This window comes from Parvibaculum indicum (assembly GCF_011762095.1).
GTDB classification, from domain to species: Bacteria; Pseudomonadota; Alphaproteobacteria; order Parvibaculales; family Parvibaculaceae; genus Parvibaculum; species Parvibaculum indicum.
On record NZ_JAASQO010000005.1, the window covers coordinates 99,621 to 119,923 of the forward strand.

Below are 20,303 nucleotides of genomic sequence, written 5' to 3' on the forward strand. Positions count from 1 at the left end.
CGCATGATCCAGTTCACCGAGGTCTCTTCCGGCGAACCCGTCTGGGTAAATCCGCAGATGGTCGCCTATGTGAAATCGGGCATCGGTGGACATACCGTCATCTGCTTTGCGGCGTCGGATGGCGGCGGAGATCTCAGCGGTATCTTCGTCAGAGAAGCGCCGGAAGATGTGTGCAAGAAGCTTGAGAAGGAATGACCATGGCTGATGCGTATGATCTCGTCGTGATCGGTGCGGGCCCCGGCGGCTATGAATGCGCGATCAAGGCCGCGCAGCTGGGGATGAAGGTCGGGGTGGTCGAAAAGCGCGACGCGCTGGGCGGCACATGCCTCAATATCGGCTGCATTCCTTCCAAGGCGCTGCTGCATGCTTCCGAGCTTTTCGAGGAAGCCGGCCACAAGTTCGCCGATATGGGCATCAATGTCGGGACGCCCAAGCTCGACCTGAAAAAGATGCTCGCCTTCAAGGACGAGGCGATCGACGGCAACACCAAGGGCATCGAATTCCTCTTCAAGAAGAACAAGATCGACTGGCTGAAAGGCGCGGGCAAGATCGTTGCGCCGGGCAAGGTCGAAGTTGCCGACAAGGACGGCAAGCAGACGGTCGAGGCGAAGAACATCGTCATTGCGACGGGCTCGGACGTGGCGAAGCTGCCGGGCGTCGAGATCGACGAAAAGGGCGTGGTGTCTTCCACCGGCGCGCTTTCCCTTGCCAAGGTGCCGGGCAAGCTCGTCGTCATCGGCGGCGGCGTGATCGGCCTCGAACTCGGTTCCGTCTGGTCGCGCCTCGGCGCGGAGGTGACGGTCGTCGAGTTCATGGATGCGATCCTGCCGGGCATGGATGGCGAAGTCTGCAAGACCTTCCAGCGGACGCTCAAGAAGCAGGGCTTTACCTTCAAGCTCGGCACCAAGGTGACGGGTGTGGCCAAGCAGCGCTCCGGCTACAAGGTGAGCGTGGAGCCGGCGAAATCCGACGAAAAGGGGGGCGGCGACGGCGAGACGCTCGATGCGGATGCCGTACTCGTCTGTATCGGCCGCGTGCCCTACACCGACGGGCTCGGGCTCGAGGATGCGGGCGTCGAGACCGACGAGCGCGGACGGGTGAAGGTCGACGGCCGGTTCAAGACCAATGTCGACGGCATCTATGCGATCGGCGATGCGATTGCCGGTCCGATGCTGGCGCACAAGGCGATGGATGAAGGATCCGCGCTCGCGGAGATGCTTTCGGGCAAGAGCGGCCATGTGAACTACGGCACCATTCCGAGCGTGGTCTATACCGCGCCGGAAGTGGCGAGCGTGGGCAAAACCGAAGAGCAGCTGAAATCGGATGGCGTCGAGTACAATGTCGGCAAATTCCCCTTCACGGCGAATGGCCGCGCCAAGGCGAACAAGGTGACGGACGGTTTCGTGAAGATCATCGCCGACAAGAAAACCGACCGCGTGCTGGGCGTTCACATCATCGGCGCCAATGCGGGCGAGATGATCGCGGAAGCCGTGATCGCGATGGAGTTCGGCGGCTCGTCGGAAGATATCGCGCGCACCTGTTTCGCGCATCCCACCATGTCGGAAGCGGTCAAGGAAGCCGCGCTCGCCGTGACGGGGTCGCCGATTCACATGTGAGGGGTGTCAGCCCTTCGCCTTGGGATGCGCCTTGTCGTAGATGTCGAGCAGGCGCTGGCTTTCCACTTCCGTATAGATCTGCGTCGTGGACAGGCTCGCATGGCCGAGCAGTTCCTGGATGGCGCGCAGGTCGCCGCCTGCCGACAGCAGATGCGTGGCGAAGGAGTGGCGCAGCGCATGCGGCGTTACGCTGTCGGGCAGGCCGAGCCGCAATCGCAAATTTTCGATCGAGGCACGTATCTGCCGCTGGCCGAGCGCGCCGCCGCGTGTGCCCACGAAGAGCGGGTCTTCCGCGCTCAGCGCATGCGGACAAAGCGCCAGATAGGTGTCCACCGCGTCGCGCGCGACGGGCAGGATCGGCACGATGCGTTCCTTGTTGCCCTTGCCGATGACGCGCAGTGTGCTGCCGAAAGGCACGTCGCCGCGTTTCAGCGACAGCGCCTCGGCAATGCGCAGGCCGCAACCATAAAGAAGGATCAGCACCGCCGTGTCGCGCGCGCCCTGCCATGGCAGGCGTCCGGCATCCTGGGCTTCGTCGATAAGCGCGCGGGCATCGTTTTCGCTCAGGGGTTTGGGAAGCGAATGGGGGAGTTTCGGCCCCCGCATCGCCATGACGGGGGTGTTGGTCAGGATGCCGGCGCGCGCCAGAAAGCGGAAAAGCGATTTCAGGCTCGAAAGTGTGCGGGCCAGGCTGCGCGGTTTCAGGCCGTCATTGCGGCGTTTCGTGAGGAAGGCGCGCAGGTCGCGCGTTTGCAGGTTTTCAAGCTCTGTGAGGCCGGGCGTACCGCCCAGATGTTCGCAAAGGAATTCGAAGAAACGGGTCACGTCCCGATGGTAGTTTGCCAACGTGGCGCTGCTTGCGCGCCGCTCCGAGGCAAGATGCGCATACCAATCACGCAAGGCGCGGCGGGCGTCTTCCGACGCGGGGATAGCTCTGGCGGCATCGTCAGGGGAGAGGGCGGGCGCTGAGCCGCCGGTCAGCGTTGCGGCGGCAGGTCGAGCCATTGGCGCACGCAGCGCTCCACGATACGGGCAAGGAATTCAAGCAGATCCGTGCCCTGGTCGGGGTGAAACTGGTCCTGACCGAAACCGCCAAGCGCCAGCAGGCCGGGCGGCGTCGCGGGCGAGAAGTCGAGGCGCACCAGCGCTTCGGACTGCACTTCCTCGGCGAGGTGGCCGTAAAGACTGCGGCTGCCGGTAACATGGCCTGCCAAGCGGTGGGTGCAGCCCTCGCCCAGAATGCGATCCACGCCATCGGCTTCCAGCACGCGCACGCCGCGAATGCCTATTCCGGCGACGCCGTTCGTGGTTTCGATGCAGAGCGCGGCCGCGCGCACGCCGAGCATGCGGGCCAGACCGTTCTCGTCGGTGACGAACTCGATCAGATGCTCGAAACTTTTCGTGTCGAGCAGCGTCAGCGCGACCTGATGAACCTGGTCGCGGGCAAGGCTGTTCAGCGACGAGGCTTCGATCAGCTCCGCCTGGATCTCGCGCAGCGTGCGGATCTGGTGCTGAAGCCGTGCGATCATGAAATGCTGCATGTCGAGGACGTTGCGCCCCGTCGACTGGGACGGCGGCACAAGGGTCTCGATCAGGTCGGGATCGTTGGCGAGAAGTTCCGGATGCTGGCGCAGATAGGTCTTCACCTCGTCCACGTTCAACGTCGAGGCGCCGATCAATTCCGCTTCTGGCTGGTCGCTGTATTGGCTCATGACGACAGCATCTCCCCACAACCCTACCGACAGGTTACCCGATCAAAGAATTTTTTGTCCCGTCTTTGCCCAATCGGCCAGAAATTGTTCCAGGCCCTTATCCGTAAGGGGGTGCGCCACAAGGCTTTTGAGCACCGCGGGAGGAACGGTTGCCACATCGGCGCCGGCCAGGGCGGCGTCCTTCACATGGTTCGGATTGCGAATCGAAGCCGCCAGAATCTCCGTCCCGAATTCGGGATAGTTGTCATAGATGGTGCGGATGTCCTGGATGAGCTCCATGCCGTCGAGATGCACGTCGTCGAGGCGGCCGATAAAGGGCGAAATGAAAGTGGCTCCGGCCTTGGCCGCCAGAAGCGCCTGGTTGGCGGAGAAGCAGAGCGTCACATTGACCATATGGCCTTCATCGGTCAGCGCCTTGCAGGCTTTGAGGCCGTCCCAGGTCAGCGGCACCTTTACCGCGATATTTTCCGCGATCGCGGCGAGCTTGCGGCCTTCCTCGATCATGGCGGGCGCGTCGAGCGCGGTGACTTCCGCGCTGACGGGGCCTTCCACCATGTCGCAGATTTCCGTCACCACCTCGATGAAATCGCGCCCCGATTTCGCGATCAGCGAGGGGTTGGTCGTCACGCCGTCCAGAAGCCCGGTTTCGGAAAGTTCCCGAATGGCGTCGATATCGGCCGTATCCACAAAGAATTTCATCGTCTGGTCCCGTTGGCGGAAGGTCTGCGAAAGGATTTCTGTTGTGCCGCGTCGGTTCCCCATGCGCAAGAGCGTGTGCCTGCTAAAGAGGTTAACGGAGGCGCCTTTTTTGTTTTGTGTTGCTCTCCCTTGCCGCGACTCGCATTCGGCCCTACTGAATTGAGGCATGTCCGCCCCTCCGCATGAGGGGGGCCGCACCGTCAGCGTGCTGATCCCGCTGGCGCTGCCCGGCCCCTATGATTACGACCTGCCGCCCGGCATGGCGGCGGAGGAGGGCAGTTTCGTGGTCGTGCCGCTCGGGCCCCGCGAGGTGCTGGGCGTGATCTGGGGCGAGGCGACCGGCGAGATCGACGCCAGGCGGCTGAAACCCGTCTCGGAAGTCATCGAGGATGTGCCGCCCATGCCCGCGGTGCTGCGCCGTTTCATCGACTGGGTGGCGGGTTACACGCTCAATCCGCGCGGCTCGGTTCTGAGGCTCGCGATAAGGGCGCCGGGCGCGCTGGAACCGGCGCGTACCCGCATCGCCTATCAATTGACCAATACGAGGCCCGCCCGAATGACCTCGGCGCGCGAGCGGGTGGTTGCGACGGCCTCGGACGGGTTCCTGCGGACCGTCAGGGAACTGGCGGAAGAAGCCGGCGTTTCCGACGGGGTGGTGCGCGGGCTCGTGGAGGCGGAGACGCTGGTGCCGGTGGAACTGCCGGCGGATGCGCCGTTCGAGGATCCGGACCCGGATGCGCAAGGGCTCGAGCTGTCGCCGGAACAGGCCGAAGCGGCGGGCTGCCTTGTCGAGCGCGTCCGGGAAGGACGGTTCGCGCCATTGCTGCTTGACGGGGTGACGGGTTCGGGCAAGACGGAAGTCTATTTCGAGGCCGTGGCGGAGGCGATGCGGCAGGGCCATCAGGCGCTCGTCCTGGTGCCGGAAATCGCCCTCACCGCGCAATTTCTCGACCGGTTCGAGCGGCGTTTCGGCTGCCGCCCGGCGGAATGGCATTCGGAGCTGTCCACCCGCGAGCGCCGGCGGGTCTGGCGCGGCGTGGCGGAGGGACGCGTGAAGGCGGTCATCGGTGCGCGCTCGGCGCTTTTCCTGCCTTTTCCCGATCTCGGCCTCATCGTGATCGATGAAGAGCATGAAAGCGCCTTCAAGCAGGAAGAAGGCGTAACCTATCATGCCCGCGACATGGGCGTCGTACGCGCCTCTCTCGGCAGCTTTCCGGTCATCCTCAGTTCCGCCACGCCCTCGCTCGAAAGCGCCGTGAACGCGGAACAGGGCCGGTATGAAAGGCTGGTGCTGACCGGCCGGCATGGCGATGCGCAATTGCCGCGGATCGCCGCCATCGACATGCGCACCCATCCGCCGGAGCGGGGACGCTGGCTCTCGCCCGTGCTGGTGCAGGAAATGGTCCGGACGCTCGAGGCGGGCGAGCAATCCATGCTGTTTCTCAATCGCCGGGGCTACGCGCCGTTGACGCTCTGCCGGAGCTGCGGTCATCGCATCCAGTGCCCGGATTGTTCGGCCTGGCTCGTCGAACATCGGTTCCGGCGCGAGCTTCGCTGTCATCATTGCGGTTATACGGCACCGGTGCCGAAGGCCTGTCCGTCCTGCGGCGCGGAAGACTCGCTCGTCGCCTGCGGACCGGGTGTGGAGCGTATCGCGGAGGAGGTGTCCGAGCGTTTTCCGGATGCGCGCGTGGCGCTCGTTTCGAGCGACAATCTGCGCGGGCCGCAAAGCCATGTGGATGTATTTTCCGCCATCGAGGAACGCGAGATCGACATCGTCATCGGCACGCAGGTCATGGCGAAGGGGCATCATTTCCCCTGGCTGACGCTGGTGGGCGTGGTCGATGCCGATCTGGGGCTCGAAAACGGCGATCTGCGCGCGGGCGAACGGACCTTCCAGCTCCTCCAGCAGGTGGCGGGGCGCGCAGGCCGGGCGGAGCGGGCAGGCCGCGTCTTCCTCCAATCCTATATGCCCGAACATGGCGTGATGCGAGCGCTGGTTTCCGGTGACCGGGATGCGTTTCTCGAGCGCGAGGCGGAAATGCGCGAGCGCATGGAACTGCCGCCCTATGGGCGCCTGGTCGGGGTGGTCGTGTCCTCTCACGATGGCGGGCTTGCCCAGCGTGTGGCCCGCGAGATGGCAAGGCGTGTACCCGCCGCCGATCATGTTTCCGTTTTAGGGCCCGCGCCCGCGCCGATCGCGTTGCTCCGGGGACGGACGAGGCTGCGCTTCCTGGTGAAGGCGGGCCGTGGCGTTAATGTGCAGGCCTTCATGAATGCCTGGCTCGCCGATTTCAAAGTGCCCAATGCCGCGCGCATCAGCGTCGATATAGACCCCTACAGTTTCCTGTGAGAGCGGGTGGTGGGCAGGCGCGCATATCGGCCCGTTAAGAAGTTGGAAATCATGTTCCCCCAACAATGCGGTGAGCGGGGGCTGCCGTTCAAGGTCACGCGCAGGGTGGAAATTGCGTGGCTGCGAAATGGCCCTCCGTATGACTGGATTCGGGCAAGCGGGGGCGTTCCATCATGAATCTTCAGGAGATCAACCGCCTGGCGGCCCAAAGGGCGCCCGACATTCCGGTGCGGGTGGAAGAGGACTTCCACCGTCATGACGTTATCCGTTCGCTGAAGGGCCACGACAATATCGGCATAGAGCTGGGCGTTGCCGGAGGCGTGTTTTCCCGGCGCATGGTCGAAAGCGGCAAGTTCAAGGCTTTCTTCGGCGTTGATCTGTATGCCGACCATCACGATACGGCCGAATATGTCCACGCGCTGAAGCATGTCGGCATTTCGGAGAATTACAAGCTGCTTCGCATGTCGTTCGACGATGCGCTGGCGCTGTTCGACGACAATTATTTCGACTTCGTCTATTTCGACGGTTACGCCCATACTGGCGAAGAAGGAGGCAAGTCCTTTGTCGACTGGTTCCGGAAGGTAAAGACCGGCGGCGTCGTGGCGGGCGACGACTATCACGACGACTGGCCGCTGGTGAAATGGGCGGTCAACAGCTTTGCAAACGAGCTGGGCGTCCAGTTGCACGTGACCGGGCGCAGGGAGACGACCAACCAGTCGCGCTATCCCTCCTGGTTTTTCACGAAGGAGCGGGATTTCGACTTCAAGGCACCGCTCAGCGAGGAGCTTCTTTCGCTGGGCGCGCGGGCGAAAGAGGAGCGCAGGCGCTTGCCGTCTCCGCCCCCGGTGCAACGCTCCCAGATCACGCTGTCGCCCGAGCAGATTCTCCAGATTTGCGACAAGCTCTGCGCCCAGGATCCCTCCAAGGCGCGCGACGTGATGGCCATTGCCAAGCGCCATGCGAAGGCCCTGAAAAGATCGGCGTGAAGGGCCGCCCCTCGCCGGGGCCTGCCGGGGTCCGTCCGACATGTATCGATGAGCAGCTTTCCCCTGCGGAAGGCCTGCTCATGCATGGCTGAACTTGCTTCCAATCGTCCCGTATGGGCCCTATTCGGTCCGGCTCTTGTTGCACCTGCGCGGAGCTTGTGTTACCTAACGCGCGGCCTCGGGGGCACCGGGTTGCCAGCGGTCTTACTTGGCCGAATTTTTCGAGTTATTTCAATAGCTTGGTTCGCATCTGAAAATTTCGCGTGCCAGCTTCCATGACAAAGACAGGCGAGCGCCGGACGTGTCATCTGAACAACCCGTAACTGGTGTGGCTGGTCGCTATGCGACTGCCCTTTTCGAACTGGCGGAAAGCGAGGGGTCGCTCGACGCGGTGGCCGATGATCTGGCCTCTATCGGCCGGATGCTGGACGAGAGCGAAGATCTGCGCCGGCTTGTGCGCAGCCCCGTTTTCGGCGCCGACGTGCAGGGCAAGGCCATCGCCGCCGTGCTGGAAAAGGCCGGAATCGCCGGTTTGACCGCGCAGTTCATCGGTCTTGTCGTCAAGAATCGCAGGCTTTTCGCGCTGCCGGGCATGATGTCGGCGTTTCGCCAGCTGCTCGCGGTCAAGCGCGGCGAGATCACTGCCAGCGTGGCATCCGCCCACGCGCTTTCCGATGCCCAGGTCGATGGGCTCAAAACCGCGCTCAAATCGGCTACCGGGCGCGATGTGAATATCGAAACCACCGTCGATGAGTCGCTGCTTGGCGGTCTCATCGTCAAGGTCGGCAGCCGGATGATCGATTCCTCGCTGCGGACCAAACTCAATTCTCTCAAGATTGCCATGAAAGAGGCTTCCTGATGGACATTCAGGCTGCGGAGATCTCCGCGATCCTCAAACAGCAGATCAAGGGTTTCGGCGCCGAGGCGCAGGTTTCCGAGGTCGGCCAGGTTCTTTCCGTCGGTGACGGTATCGCCCGCGTTTACGGCCTCGACAATGTCGAAGCCGGTGAAATGGTAGAGTTCCCGGGCGGTATCCGGGGCATGGCGCTCAACCTCGAAGACGACAATGTCGGCGTCGTGATTTTCGGTTCCGACCGGAAGATCAAGGAAGGCGACACGGTCAAGCGCACGGGCGCCATCGTGGACGTTCCCGTCGGCAAGGGCCTGCTGGGCCGCGTCGTGGACCCGCTTGGCAATCCGATCGACGGCAAGGGCCCGATCGAGGGCGCCGAGCGCCGCCGCGTGGACGTGAAGGCGCCGGGCATCATCCCCCGCAAATCGGTGCATGAGCCGATGCAGACGGGCCTCAAGGCGATCGATGCGCTGATCCCGATCGGCCGTGGTCAGCGTGAGCTGATCATTGGCGACCGCCAGACCGGCAAGACCGCCATCGCCATCGACGCGATTCTCAACCAGAAGCCGCTGAACCAGGGCGACGACGAGAATCAGAAGCTCTATTGCGTTTATGTCGCCATCGGCCAGAAGCGCTCCACGGTCGCCCAGATCGTGAAGACGCTGGAAGAAAACGGCGCGCTCGAATATTCGATCGTGGTCGCCGCGACGGCCTCCGAGCCGGCCCCGCTGCAGTTCCTGGCACCGTTTGCCGGTTGCGCCATGGCCGAGTTCTTCCGCGACAACGGCATGCATGCCCTGACGATCTATGACGATCTGTCCAAGCAGGCCGTCGCCTATCGTCAGATGTCGCTCCTGCTTCGCCGTCCGCCCGGACGCGAAGCCTATCCGGGCGACGTGTTCTTCCTGCACTCCCGTCTGCTGGAGCGCGCCGCCAAGCTCAACGAAGAGCATGGTTCGGGGTCCATGACGGCCCTGCCGATCATCGAAACCCAGGCGAACGACGTGTCCGCCTACATTCCGACCAATGTGATCTCGATCACGGACGGTCAGATCTTCCTGGAAACGGACCTGTTCCATCAGGGCGTGCGTCCGGCGGTGAATGTGGGTCTGTCGGTGAGCCGCGTGGGCTCTTCCGCCCAGATCAAGGCGATGAAGCAGGTCGCGGGCAAGATCAAGGGCGAGCTCGCCCAGTACCGCGAAATGGCTGCCTTCGCGCAGTTCGGTTCCGACCTCGACGCTTCCACGCAGCGCCTGCTGAACCGCGGTTCGCGCCTGACGGAACTTCTGAAGCAGGGCCAGTTCTCGCCGCTCAAGGTGGAAGAACAGGTCGTCGTGATCTATGCCGGCGTGAACGGCTATCTCGACAAGCTCGCCCTCGCCGAAGTCGGCCGCTTCGAGGAAGAGCTGCTGCGCAGCTTCCGCTCCAAGCATGCCGACATTCTCGAGACCATCCGGACCGAAAAGCAGCTTTCTTCCGACACGGAAGCGAAGCTTCAGAGCGCGGTCGAGGCTTTCGCCAGCGCGTTTGCCTGATCGGCGGAATGGAAGAAGCAGTCACGGGATAGCGCCGCATGGCAAGCCTGAAGGAACTTAGAAACCGGATCTCCAGCGTCCAGTCGACGCAGAAGATCACCAAGGCGATGCAGATGGTCGCCGCCGCGAAGCTGCGCCGTGCGCAGGAAGCGGCCGAGGCGGCGCGTCCCTATGCCGAGCGCATGGACCGCGTCATGGCCAACCTCGCCGCCGGCATGAAGGATCGGGACGATGCGCCCGAGCTTCTGATCGGCAATGGCAAGGACCAGGTTCATCTGCTTGTCGTCGCAACCGCCGAACGCGGTCTGTGCGGCGGTTTCAACGCCTCCATCGTGCGCCTGGCGCGCGAGCGCATCGTCAAACTCGTCGGCGAAGGCAAGACCGTGAAGATCCTGTGCGTCGGCAAGAAGGGCCGGGATGCGCTCAAGCGGCTTTACGGCGACTACATCATCGACACGATCGAGTTTTCCGGCGTGCGCAAGTTCGGTTTCGAACATGCCGACCAGGTCGGTCAGCGCGTGATCGACATGTTCGAGAATGGCGAGTTCGACGTCTGTACGCTGTTCTATTCCCGCTTCCAGAATGTCGTGACGCAGATCCCGACGACGCAGTCGCTGATCCCCGCTTCGGTGGGCGGCGCGGAAGCCGAAGAGGAAATCGTGGCCCGTCTCGGCGGGGCGATCTACGAATATGAGCCGGACGAAACCGAAATCCTGAAGGATTTGCTGCCGCGCAATCTGTCGGTCCAGATCTTCCGGGCGCTGCTCGAGAACGGGGCCAGCGAGGAAGGCGCGCGCATGACCGCGATGGACAATGCGACGCGCAATGCGGGCGAGATGATCGACAAGCTGACGATCACCTACAACCGCACGCGCCAGGCGCAGATCACGAAGGAACTGATCGAAATTATTTCCGGTGCGGAAGCGCTCTGACGGGCGGTGCCGGAAACGAGAAGGGCGAAAATGCCCCGTGAGGATGTGAGGGCCGAAAGGCCGGATGTTTCCGAAGGGGCACGATGTCCGAGTTAGGTAACAGGCAAGGCTGGCGCAGCCGGCTGCTTGCGAATGTAAGAAGGCTTCTGGCGCGTATCCTTCCGGGGAGCGCGTCCGGGCCGAAGGCGCTACCGGCGCCTGCCAGGCAGGAAGACGCTCCGATTGCGGGCGCGACTGCGACGGAGCAGGCGGAAGCGGTTGCGGAAACAATGGATGCGGTTCCGGCCGCGCCGGATGACGATAACGGGGAAGCGGTTGAGCGCTTTCCGGCATGCGAAGCAGGGATAGACAGTATGAGCAATGTTGTCGGCAAGATCAGTCAGGTGATTGGCGCCGTCGTGGACGTCGAATTCGACGATCACCTGCCGGCCATCATGAACGCGCTGGAGACCGATAATAACGGTACCCGGCTGGTGCTCGAAGTGGCGCAGCATCTGGGTGAAAACACGGTACGCACCATCGCCATGGACTCCACCGAAGGGCTGACCCGCGGTCAGGAAGTGACCGATACGGGCCACTCGATCCAGGTGCCGGTCGGCGAAGCGACGCTTGGGCGCATCATGAATGTGATCGGCGAGCCGGTGGACGAAGCCGGCCCCATCGAAGGCGAAGCCCTGCGCGAAATTCACCAGGAAGCCCCTGAATTCGTGGAGCAGTCCACGGAAGCCGAGATGCTGATCACCGGCATCAAGGTGGTGGACCTCCTCGCGCCCTATTCGCGCGGCGGTAAGATCGGCCTGTTCGGCGGCGCCGGCGTGGGCAAGACGGTGCTCATTCAGGAGCTCATCAACAACATCGCGAAGGCGCATGGCGGTTATTCCGTGTTCGCCGGCGTGGGCGAGCGTACGCGCGAGGGCAACGATCTCTATTACGAGATGATCGAGTCCGGCGTGAACAAGGACCCCAAGGAGAACAGCGGTTCGACTACGGGTTCCAAATGCGCGCTGATCTACGGCCAGATGAACGAGCCGCCCGGAGCGCGTGCCCGTGTGGCGCTGTCGGGTCTGACGGTTGCCGAGCATTTCCGCGACCAAGGCCAGGACGTGCTCTTCTTCGTGGACAATATCTTCCGCTTCACCCAGGCGGGTTCCGAGGTGTCGGCGCTTCTGGGCCGCATCCCCTCCGCCGTGGGTTACCAGCCGACGCTCGCCACCGATATGGGCGCGCTGCAGGAGCGTATTACGACGACCACCAAGGGTTCGATTACCTCGGTGCAGGCCATTTACGTGCCCGCCGACGACCTGACCGACCCGGCGCCGGCCACCTCCTTTGCCCATCTGGATGCGACGACGGTGCTCAACCGCGCCATCTCCGAAAAGGGCATTTACCCGGCCGTGGACCCGCTCGACTCGACCTCGCGTATTCTCGAGCCGCGCGTCGTCGGCGAGGAGCATTACGAGACGGCCCGTCGCGTGCAGGAAATCCTGCAGCGCTACAAGGGCCTGCAGGACATCATCGCCATTCTCGGCATGGATGAACTGTCCGAAGAAGACAAGCTCGTGGTGGCGCGCGCCCGCAAGATCGAGCGCTTCCTCAGCCAGCCCTTCCATGTGGCCGAAGTGTTCACCGGGTCGCCCGGCGTGCTCGTGGACCTGAAGGACACGATCAAGGGCTTCAAGGGGCTCTGCGACGGCGAATACGACCACCTGCCGGAAGCGGCCTTCTACATGGTCGGCACCATCGAAGACGCAGTGGCCAAGGCCGAGCGTCTGGCCAAGGAAGCGGCGTAACCCGCCGCTTGCCTGGCAGCCATGTCACCGTGGCACTCAACAGGACTTAGATGATGGCTGACAAGCTGAGTTTCGATCTGGTGAGCCCCGAGCGGCTTCTGCTGTCCGACGATGTCGATATGGTCGTCGTGCCGGGCAAGGAAGGCGATATGGGCATCATGGCCGGCCATGCGCCGATCATGACCGTGCTGCGCCCCGGCGTCATCGACGTCGAGGAAGGCGGCAAGTCCAAGGAGCGCTATTTCGTTCGCGGCGGTTTCGCGGAAGTGACGGCGGGCGGCCTGACGCTCCTTGCCGAGCATGCCGTGCCGCTGACCGATCTCAGCGCCGAGCATCTCGACGGCGAAATTCGCAATGCCGAAGAAGATGTCGAGGACGCCCGGACGGAAGAAAAGCGGCAGCGGGCCCAGGAGCGCCTGGATCACCTGCGCGACCTGCGCAAGATGCTCTAGGCTGCGCAAGAGCCGCGCAAGATATTCAACGGCGCTTCCCCCGGGAGGCGCCGTTTCCTTTTGAGGGCGCGTTTCGAAGGGTGGGGTGTGTCGTTCTGGCCCTTAAAACGCTGCCGGGATTGGCTTATATTCAGGCTGACTGGCCATTTTGCCATGTTCCGAGGTGATTGAGATGAGCCGACACTGGACGCTGGACGATATTCGCTGGGAGGACTTCGACGCCTCCAAGGTGGATCCGGATATTCTGAAGGCCGTGAAGGCGGCGGCGCTGGTGGAGTTCAATGCGCCGGATTATGTGACCTATCTCTGCAACGTCTTTTCCGACTGCCCGGATGTGAAGGAAGCCATTCACAAATGGGGCGATGAGGAAGTGCAACACGGTCAGGCGCTGGCCCGCTGGGCGGAGCTGGCCGATCCGGATTTCAGCTTCGAGGACGCCTTTCGCCGTTTCCGCGAAAATTATTCGATCCCGCTCGATGCCATCGAATCGGTTCGCGGCAGCCGGGGCGGCGAGTTGATTGCCCGTTGCGTGGTGGAAAGCGGCACTTCTTCCTATTACAGCGCCATTCGCGATGCGACGGACGAGCCGGTACTGAAGCAGATCGCAAGCAATGTCGCGGCCGACGAGTTCCGCCACTACAAGCTTTTCTACGACCAGTTTCACAGCCTTACGGAAAAGGTGCCCTCCAGGTTCGGCCGTGCGCGCGTGGCGCTCGGTCGCGTTTCGGAGGCGGATGACGACGAGCTGGCCTCGGCTTTCTATGCTGCCAATACGCCCTTCGACGGGTCGGTTGCCTATGACCGGAAGGCCTATGCCAAGGCGTATGAAAAACGCGCCTTTGCGCTTTACCGGCGCCAGCATGTCGAGCGGCTGGTGTCCATGGTCGCCAAGGCCACCGGCGTGAAGCCGCATGGCTGGCTGATGCGCAATCTGTCGAAGCTGGTCTGGGCCTTCTGGGACCGCCGTGCCAAGCAGCTCGCCCGGGTGGCGATTTAAGCCTCAGCCCGCGGGAACGGCGTATTTCCCGAGTTCGGCGATGACCTGCTCATAGACGCTTCGCTTGAACGGTACGATCAGCTCGACAAGTTCGTCGATCGGCACCCATGCCCATTCGCTGAATTCCTGATGATCGTCGGCGGCAATGTCGATATCGCCATCCTGGCCGGTGAAGCGCATGGCAAACCATTTTTGGGCCTGCCCGCGAAACTTGCCCTTGAGGGCGACGCCGATCAGATGATCGGGCAGGTCGTAATGCAGCCAGCCCTCGGTTTCGCCCAGAATGTCCGCCTTGTCGGTGCCGGTTTCTTCCCTCAGTTCGCGCAACGCGGCGGCAGTCGCCTCCTCGCCCTTGTCGATCCCGCCTAGCGGCATCTGCCAGGTCAGGGGCGAGCCGGTATCTACTTCCTGAATGCGATTGCCGACCCAGACGAGCCCTTCGGCATTGATCAGCATGATGCCGACACAGGGGCGGTAGGGCAGGTCTTCGGCTTTCAGGTCGCGCGGCGTATCGGCATGTCGGGGCATGGGCGTTTTCCGTTCCGGGTGGTCGGTCCGTGGGGCGGTCTGGCCGGTTGTCAGCGGCTTTCGCGTATGGCGGCGGTGGCGGGCACCAGGGTAAGGCCTCTGGCCCCGAGGCCGGCGGCCCATTCGTTGATTTCGTCGACGGTTGCCGGGAAACCCGAGGCGACGCCGAGCGCGGTCCCTGATTGTTTCGCGGCGACTTCCAGCGCATCGAGCGAATTGGATATCACCTCCGCGCTTTGCTGCGGATCGACGATGCGGTCGGCGCGCGCAAAAGGCAGGCCTTCCTCTTCGGCAATGGAGGGGGCGAGGCTGCGGGCGGAGGCGCCATTGTCGATATACATCAGGCCGCGCTTGTCGAGCGCCTCGAGCACGGGCGCCAGCGCCGTGGCGGAGGTGGAAAAGCGCGCCCCTTGATAGTTCATCACCCCCGCATAGCCGGCAAAGCGGCTCATCAGCCAGTTCAGGCGAGCCTGGTTCTCCTTCTCGGGAAGCGAGGTCAGGAGCGTGTAGGGGCCGGGATCGCTTTGCGGGTAGCCATAGGGCTCCATCGGCAGTTCCAGCAGGACTTCATGTCCGGCTGTGCGGGCCTTGTCGATCCAGTTCTGGAGGCCGGGGCCATAGGGCGCGAAGGAGAGGGTTACTTCCGGCGGCAAGGTCTCGATCGCATGGGTCGTTGCGCTTTCGGAAATCCCCATGCCGCTCACCACGATGGCGATACGGCCTTTCGCGGGAAGGCCCGACGGCACCGGCCGGGCGTAGATGCGCCAGGGCTTGCGGCCCTGGGGGCCGATTTGCGGCAACGGGCCCTGCGCGGTGCTTTCGACCAGGGCCCTGTCGGGTACGACAGGCAGCGGGCCGGAGAGCCTGCCATGCATGACGGGCGCGCTCTCCGGAGCGGAAATGCCGTCCACGCTCGCCGCGCCGGTGATCTTTACCTGCGAGGCGATTTCGGCGGCGCTTTGCCGGTCGGCGGCGGCCATCAACTCCCGTTCGGCGGGGCTCAGATTGTCGTTGGCGGCGTCCGGGGCCGTCTTGTCCGCCGGTAACCGGTCTTCGGGGGCATGTGCGGTGTTTTTCGGGGGGGCGGCCTGTTGCGCGGGATCCGTCGAGATGCCGTCCACGCCCATATCGGGCGTTTCTTCGGTCTTGGCCGGACCGTTTTCCGTTTCGGGCGCGGGAAGCGAAAGGGTGGCCACGGGTTCGCCTGCCAGATCGTGATCGCCAAGCACGAGCCAGGCGAGGGTGCCGCCATAGAGAAGGGCAACCAGAATCGTCACGATAGATAGCAGGCCGGGGCCGCGCCTGCGCGCGCCGGCCTCGTCGCCGGCCGATCCGGCTTCGACGGCTGTTTCCTTGGGAGCCTCGCTGGGGGCTTCCTCGATCTGATTCGGTCCCGGGCTTTCCGCCGTCATGTTCCCCACATCAACAGAAAGGGCGGGACAAAGCATTCGGTGTCCGCCCTTTTCCGGTGCGTCCGGCAGCCCCGCCGGATCGCATCCCGGATGACCGTCCTAGCCGGCGGCCATCCTAGTTCGCCATGGCGCTCTGGCCGGGCACACGGATAAAGGCTTTGTCCTGCCGTTTACCGTTCAATAGATCAATAGCGTAAAGAAGTTGTGTGTCGTCGGCCTTGTCTTGCGGCACATAGGAGTCCGAACCGGATTCCTCGTCGCCGTCCGGATTTGCCAGATGTCCCGGCAGTTCCGCTTCGCCCCGGATCATGGGCAGTTTCTTCTTGTCTTCGGGCGGGTTCTGGCGGACCTGGATATCGGGCTCGATGCCCTTGGCCTGGATGGACCGGCCCGAGGGCGTGTAATAGCGCGCCGTCGTCAGCCGCAGCGCGCCGTCGGAACCGAGCGGGATGATGGTCTGGACCGAGCCTTTGCCGAAGGACCGCGTGCCGAGAATGGTCGCGCGGCGGTGATCCTGCAGTGCGCCCGCCACGATTTCCGAGGCGGAGGCCGAGCCGCCATTCACCAGCACGACAACCGGCTTGTTGCCCGTTTCGTCGCCGGAATGGGCGTTGTAGCGCTGCGTGTCCTGCGGATGGCGGCCGCGCGTGGACACGATCTCGCCGCCATTGATGAAGCTGTCGCCGACCGCGATCGCCTGATCGAGCAGGCCGCCGGGATTGTTGCGCAGATCGATGATGTAGCCCTTCAGCTTCGCCTTGCCGATCTGCTGGCGCAGATCGGTGACCGCTTCGTCCAGCAGGTCGGAGGTCTGTTCGTTGAAGGAGGTGATGCGGATATAGGCGATGTCGCCCTCGCGGCGGTACTTCACCGATTTGATGGTGATGATGTCGCGCGTGATGCTGACGTCGAAGGGTTCGTCCTTGCCTTTGCGCACCACGGTCAGTTTCACCGCGGTATTGACCGGCCCGCGCATCTTGTCTACCGCGTCGCTCAGCGTCATGCCCATAATGGCCTTGCCGTCGATATGGGTGATGTAGTCGTTGGGGCGAATGCCGGCGCGGCTGGCAGGGGTATCGTCGATCGGGGTAACGACCTTCACCACGCCGTTTTCCATGGTGACTTCGATGCCGAGACCGCCGAATTCGCCGCGCGTCTGAACCTGCATGTCCCGGAAGTGTTTCGGGTTCATGTAGCTCGAATGCGGGTCCAGCGAGGTGAGCATGCCGTTGATGGCATTCTCCACCAGCTTGCTGTCGTCGACCGGCTCGACATAGTCGGCGCGGACGCGCTCGAACACGTCGGCAAAGAGATCGAGCTGGCGGAAGGTGTCGGAGCCTTCCGCATGGGCGGGTATGTCCAGCCCGCCTTGCTGCATGCCGAACACGGCCAGTACCGAGAGAAAGGTTCCGACGGCAAAGCCGGCGACAACAGACTTGTTCATTTATCCACGCGCCTTTTCGTCACTCATCAACAGCCAGGGACGCGGGTCGATCGGGTCCCCGTCCTTGCGAAATTCGATATAGAGGGTAGGCCTTGCGCCGGTGGCTGTCTCCCGGCCTGTCTCATCTGGCGACGGGCCCATCATGCCGATGGGTTCGCCGGCGAGTATATCCTGACCCACCTTCCCATCGATGTGTTTCATGCCCGCCAGAAGCACATGGTACCCCTCTCCAACCGACAGGATCAAGAGCTGCCCATAGCGGCGGAACGGCCCTGCATAAACGATCCTCCCATCAAACGGGGCGATCAGCTGGGCATTCGGCCGCGCGGCGACCCGAATACCCCTGGAAACGCCCCCTTCGGGTATTCTGCCCCCGAAAGTCTGAACAATTTCTCCAGTGGCGGGCGGTCGAATGAGCCCTTTTGCCTGGGAAAAACGGCGTTTGGAAGGCGGCAGCACCGTTGAGGGGCGGGGCGGCGCGATGGCGGCCATCTGCGTGTTTTCGCTACGTGTCCCGTTGTGGTTCGAACCGGGGGCTCCCGTCGGGGCGGTTTCGGGCCGGCGGTCCGGCCGGGACGGGGGAAGTCTGGACGCCGCATCGGCTTCCAGACGGGCGATCAGGTCCTTCAGGCTCGTCGCCTTGCGGGATAGTGTCCGGGCACGTTCCGCCTCGGCCTGGGCGCGGGCGTCGAGCTTTTCCTGAGCCGTCGTTTTCCTGTCGAGCAGCGCCTGAAGTTTCGCCCGCTCGGCGGAAAGCTCGGTTTTGGCCGTGGAAAGCGTGTCGCGCTCGTCCAGGATGGATTTGCGCAAGGCGGCCAGATGCTCCAGACGGGCCTTGAGGTCGTCCGCCTCGCGCCGGAGTTCGGGCACAATGGAGCCGAGCAGCGCCGCGGAGCGGATGGCGGCCAGCGCGTCATCGGGTCTTACCGCGAGGGCGGGGGGCGGATGGCGGTCCAGCGTGGTCAGTGCCGCCAGCAGGTCGCCCATATCGGCACGGCGGCGCTCGAGCTGGGCGGTAACGACGGCTTCCGCCGCCCTCAATCCTTTCAGCCGGTCTTCCGAGCCGGTGACCGCCTGCTCGCGCTGCTGCACGCTGGCGGCCGTTTCGATCAGCTTTTCGCGCAGCGAGGAAATCTCGCTGGCCATGGCGCGGGATTCCGCTTCGAACTGCTTTTGCCGTTCGCGAGCCTTTTCGAGCTGGGTCTCGATCTTCTTCAGGTCGCCGGGTTCGGCCACATCGTCGGGCGCGGTATCGGCCAGCGCCGAAACCGGAACGACCAGGCACAGACCGAGAAGGGCGGTGCGCACCGCCTGCGAGGCGCGCCGGGATGCGGGTATGGGGCCGGCTTCAGACACCGATCCGGCCCGGCGCGGAGGCCGGGTCGCCCGCCTCCTCGTTTTCGGGGACGATCAGCGGGCGGCCGCGCATCGAAGCGGGGATATCGACATCGAGAAGGCTCAGCAGGGTGGGCGCCACATCGGCCAGCGTACCGGGTCGCAATGCGAGCCCGTTCGCGGGCGAGGCGAGCACGAAGGGCACACGCGCCTCAGTGGTGACGCGGCTTTGTTCGCCGGAGCCGGGGTCGGTCATCCGCTCGGCCTTGCCATAGGTGCCGCAGATGAGAAGCGTGCCGCCTCTCTTTTCGATCTGGGCGGCGATCTTGCCGAGCTGCCTGTCCACCGCTTCCACGGCTGCGACCGTCGCTTTCAGATTGCCGGTGCGGCCGAGAAGGGCGGCGTTGGGATAGTTCGCGACGATCAGGTCGTGGCTGGCCTTCTTGATGGCGCTCACGGTCTCGCTGGTGATCTCGGCAGCGGCAAGTTCGCCCCGGCGCAGAAGTTTCGCCGGCGGCGGCGTGTCCGCGACGAGCACCGTTTCGCCGAACAGAAGCGTATCGCGGCCGGCGCGGGCGAAGGTCCAGAGATTGGCCTCCGCCGCCGTTTCGCACAGCGCGAGTTGCGTGAGGCCGGCGCCGGACAGCGTTTCGGCGAGTGTCGTCGGGGCCCGTTCGGGCTCATACATCCATTCGACCTCGGTATCGAGGGGACCGGACAGGCGAAGCAGCGAATAGACGCCGGAGAGGACCGGGGCGTGCGGCCGTGCCTCGGGGCCCGTCAGCGCCGAAATCAGCGAATGGGCGTGATCGGGGCGGAGATTGACCAGCAGCACGGCGTCGTCGGCCCGGATACCGCGATAATTCTGCGAGATGGCGGGTGGCACGTCGTCGTCGGCCAAGCCCTTGTTATAGGCATTGTCCAGATGAACGGAGAGATATTCCGCCCTCGGAGCATCCGTTTCGACCAGCGCCTTCAGGGCTGCTTCCACGCGGGCGGGGTCGCAACGCGCATCGAAGCCGTAGCGCCGTCCCATCACGCTGCCGAGTTCGGCGCTTTCCGCGCCTGCGAGGTCTTCGTTGAGTTCGGCCAGATGGACGATGCCTTCCTGGGGCGGCGTATCCTGTCCGTCCATCACGGCATGAACCCAGACCTGCATGCCCTCATGGCTGAGCAGGGCGGCAAGAACGGCGAGATGGTTCTGATGGCCCGCGATCCCGGCGGGCGAGGCCATGCCGATGAGATGCACCGCGCCGCCCAGCGGGCGGGCCCTGGCGATGAGCTGGCGGATGACGGGATGATTGGTGATGGCGTCTTCGCCGCTCGCTTCGAGCGCCCGGTTGACCTTCAGCAACGGGTGTTCGACGGGGGTGCCCGCGCCAAGCGTCTGATAGGCGGCCTGCGCATTGCCGGGCTGGCCGGGGGCAAGGCCCACGGCCTCGCCGGATGCGACGAGCGAGGTCTCCAGCCCCTTGCCGGCAAGCCGATCGAAGATCGGCGTACGCGCCAAGGCGATGGCGTTGGCTTCGCGTTCCGCGCGAAGTCCCCAGCCGTCCAGTGTTACGAGGACAAGGGGTCGGACGCCGTTCATGATCTTTCGGAGTGTGGTGAAAATGTTGCCGCATTCCCGGGCGAATCGTCAGGCCCGCGAGACGTTCA

The 20,303-nt window shown here is 63.9% G+C and carries 18 protein-coding genes; 10 read left to right on the forward strand and 8 right to left on the reverse strand.

Annotated features, from left to right (window positions below):
* The first annotated feature begins 3 nt into the window (after positions 1 to 3).
* Both FHS78_RS08000 and lpdA read left to right on the forward strand, forming a co-directional pair.
* Positions 4 to 195: a hypothetical protein gene (locus tag FHS78_RS08000; RefSeq protein WP_167092962.1), complete on the forward strand. Its 192-nt coding sequence runs from the start codon at positions 4 to 6 to the stop codon at positions 193 to 195.
* Between the two features lie 2 nt (positions 196 to 197).
* Positions 198 to 1,616 (forward strand): dihydrolipoyl dehydrogenase, encoded by a 1,419-nt coding sequence (gene lpdA, locus FHS78_RS08005; protein ID WP_167092965.1) that lies wholly within the window; start codon positions 198 to 200, stop codon positions 1,614 to 1,616.
* 6 nt (positions 1,617 to 1,622) lie between these two features.
* On the opposite strand, the gene FHS78_RS08010 is transcribed toward lpdA, so the two are convergent.
* Genes FHS78_RS08010 through fsa form a run of 3 tightly spaced genes read right to left on the reverse strand, consistent with a single transcriptional unit; the run spans position 1,623 to position 4,027 of the window.
* On the reverse strand, positions 1,623 to 2,621 hold the full coding sequence (locus FHS78_RS08010) for a tyrosine recombinase XerC (RefSeq protein WP_167092967.1): 999 nt from the start codon (positions 2,619 to 2,621) through the stop codon (positions 1,623 to 1,625).
* Positions 2,594 to 3,328 carry a DUF484 family protein gene (locus FHS78_RS08015; protein ID WP_167092969.1) on the reverse strand — a complete coding sequence of 245 codons (735 nt, stop codon included), beginning with the start codon at positions 3,326 to 3,328 and terminating at the stop codon, positions 2,594 to 2,596. The genes FHS78_RS08010 and FHS78_RS08015 overlap by 28 nt, the downstream gene beginning before the upstream one ends.
* A gap of 42 nt (positions 3,329 to 3,370) precedes the next feature.
* On the reverse strand, positions 3,371 to 4,027 hold the full coding sequence (gene fsa, locus FHS78_RS08020) for a fructose-6-phosphate aldolase (RefSeq protein WP_167092972.1): 657 nt from the start codon (positions 4,025 to 4,027) through the stop codon (positions 3,371 to 3,373).
* Between the two features lie 166 nt (positions 4,028 to 4,193).
* Between fsa and FHS78_RS08025 the strand changes: the two genes are divergently transcribed.
* The 8 genes from FHS78_RS08025 to FHS78_RS08060 all read left to right on the forward strand — a co-directional run bounded on the left by FHS78_RS08025 (position 4,194) and on the right by FHS78_RS08060 (position 13,925).
* Positions 4,194 to 6,380, forward strand: coding sequence for a primosomal protein N' (locus tag FHS78_RS08025; RefSeq protein WP_167092975.1), 2,187 nt, complete (start codon positions 4,194 to 4,196; stop codon positions 6,378 to 6,380).
* Between the two features lie 173 nt (positions 6,381 to 6,553).
* Positions 6,554 to 7,366, forward strand: a complete 813-nt coding sequence (locus tag FHS78_RS08030; protein ID WP_167092977.1) for a class I SAM-dependent methyltransferase — start codon at positions 6,554 to 6,556, stop codon at positions 7,364 to 7,366.
* Positions 7,367 to 7,667: 301 nt separating this feature from the next.
* On the forward strand, positions 7,668 to 8,225 hold the full coding sequence (locus FHS78_RS08035) for a F0F1 ATP synthase subunit delta (RefSeq protein WP_167092979.1): 558 nt from the start codon (positions 7,668 to 7,670) through the stop codon (positions 8,223 to 8,225).
* Entirely contained in the window at positions 8,225 to 9,754 is a 1,530-nt protein-coding gene (gene atpA, locus FHS78_RS08040; RefSeq protein WP_167092981.1) for a F0F1 ATP synthase subunit alpha, read from the forward strand. Before FHS78_RS08035 ends, atpA begins: the two co-directional genes overlap by 1 nt.
* Before the next feature lie 38 nt (positions 9,755 to 9,792).
* Positions 9,793 to 10,686: a F0F1 ATP synthase subunit gamma gene (locus tag FHS78_RS08045; RefSeq protein WP_167092983.1), complete on the forward strand. Its 894-nt coding sequence runs from the start codon at positions 9,793 to 9,795 to the stop codon at positions 10,684 to 10,686.
* Between the two features lie 353 nt (positions 10,687 to 11,039).
* Positions 11,040 to 12,476 carry a F0F1 ATP synthase subunit beta gene (gene atpD, locus FHS78_RS08050; RefSeq protein ID WP_167092985.1) on the forward strand — a complete coding sequence of 479 codons (1,437 nt, stop codon included), beginning with the start codon at positions 11,040 to 11,042 and terminating at the stop codon, positions 12,474 to 12,476.
* Positions 12,477 to 12,529: 53 nt separating this feature from the next.
* Positions 12,530 to 12,928 carry a F0F1 ATP synthase subunit epsilon gene (locus FHS78_RS08055; protein WP_167092987.1) on the forward strand — a complete coding sequence of 133 codons (399 nt, stop codon included), beginning with the start codon at positions 12,530 to 12,532 and terminating at the stop codon, positions 12,926 to 12,928.
* A gap of 172 nt (positions 12,929 to 13,100) precedes the next feature.
* Positions 13,101 to 13,925, forward strand: a complete 825-nt coding sequence (locus FHS78_RS08060) for a ferritin-like domain-containing protein (RefSeq protein ID WP_167092989.1) — start codon at positions 13,101 to 13,103, stop codon at positions 13,923 to 13,925.
* 3 nt (positions 13,926 to 13,928) lie between these two features.
* On the opposite strand, the gene FHS78_RS08065 is transcribed toward FHS78_RS08060, so the two are convergent.
* The 5 genes from FHS78_RS08065 to FHS78_RS08085 form a co-directional block, all read right to left on the reverse strand.
* Entirely contained in the window at positions 13,929 to 14,453 is a 525-nt protein-coding gene (locus FHS78_RS08065) for an RNA pyrophosphohydrolase (RefSeq protein WP_167092991.1), read from the reverse strand.
* A gap of 50 nt (positions 14,454 to 14,503) precedes the next feature.
* Entirely contained in the window at positions 14,504 to 15,865 is a 1,362-nt protein-coding gene (locus FHS78_RS08070) for a divergent polysaccharide deacetylase family protein (RefSeq protein ID WP_167092993.1), read from the reverse strand.
* A gap of 115 nt (positions 15,866 to 15,980) precedes the next feature.
* Positions 15,981 to 17,309: a S41 family peptidase gene (locus FHS78_RS08075; protein WP_167092995.1), complete on the reverse strand. Its 1,329-nt coding sequence runs from the start codon at positions 17,307 to 17,309 to the stop codon at positions 15,981 to 15,983.
* Positions 17,310 to 18,665, reverse strand: a complete 1,356-nt coding sequence (locus tag FHS78_RS19650) for a peptidoglycan DD-metalloendopeptidase family protein (protein ID WP_167092997.1) — start codon at positions 18,663 to 18,665, stop codon at positions 17,310 to 17,312. It lies immediately after the preceding gene.
* On the reverse strand, positions 18,658 to 20,235 hold the full coding sequence (locus FHS78_RS08085; RefSeq protein WP_167092999.1) for a hypothetical protein: 1,578 nt from the start codon (positions 20,233 to 20,235) through the stop codon (positions 18,658 to 18,660). Before FHS78_RS08085 ends, FHS78_RS19650 begins: the two co-directional genes overlap by 8 nt.
* Positions 20,236 to 20,303: the final 68 nt, after the last annotated feature.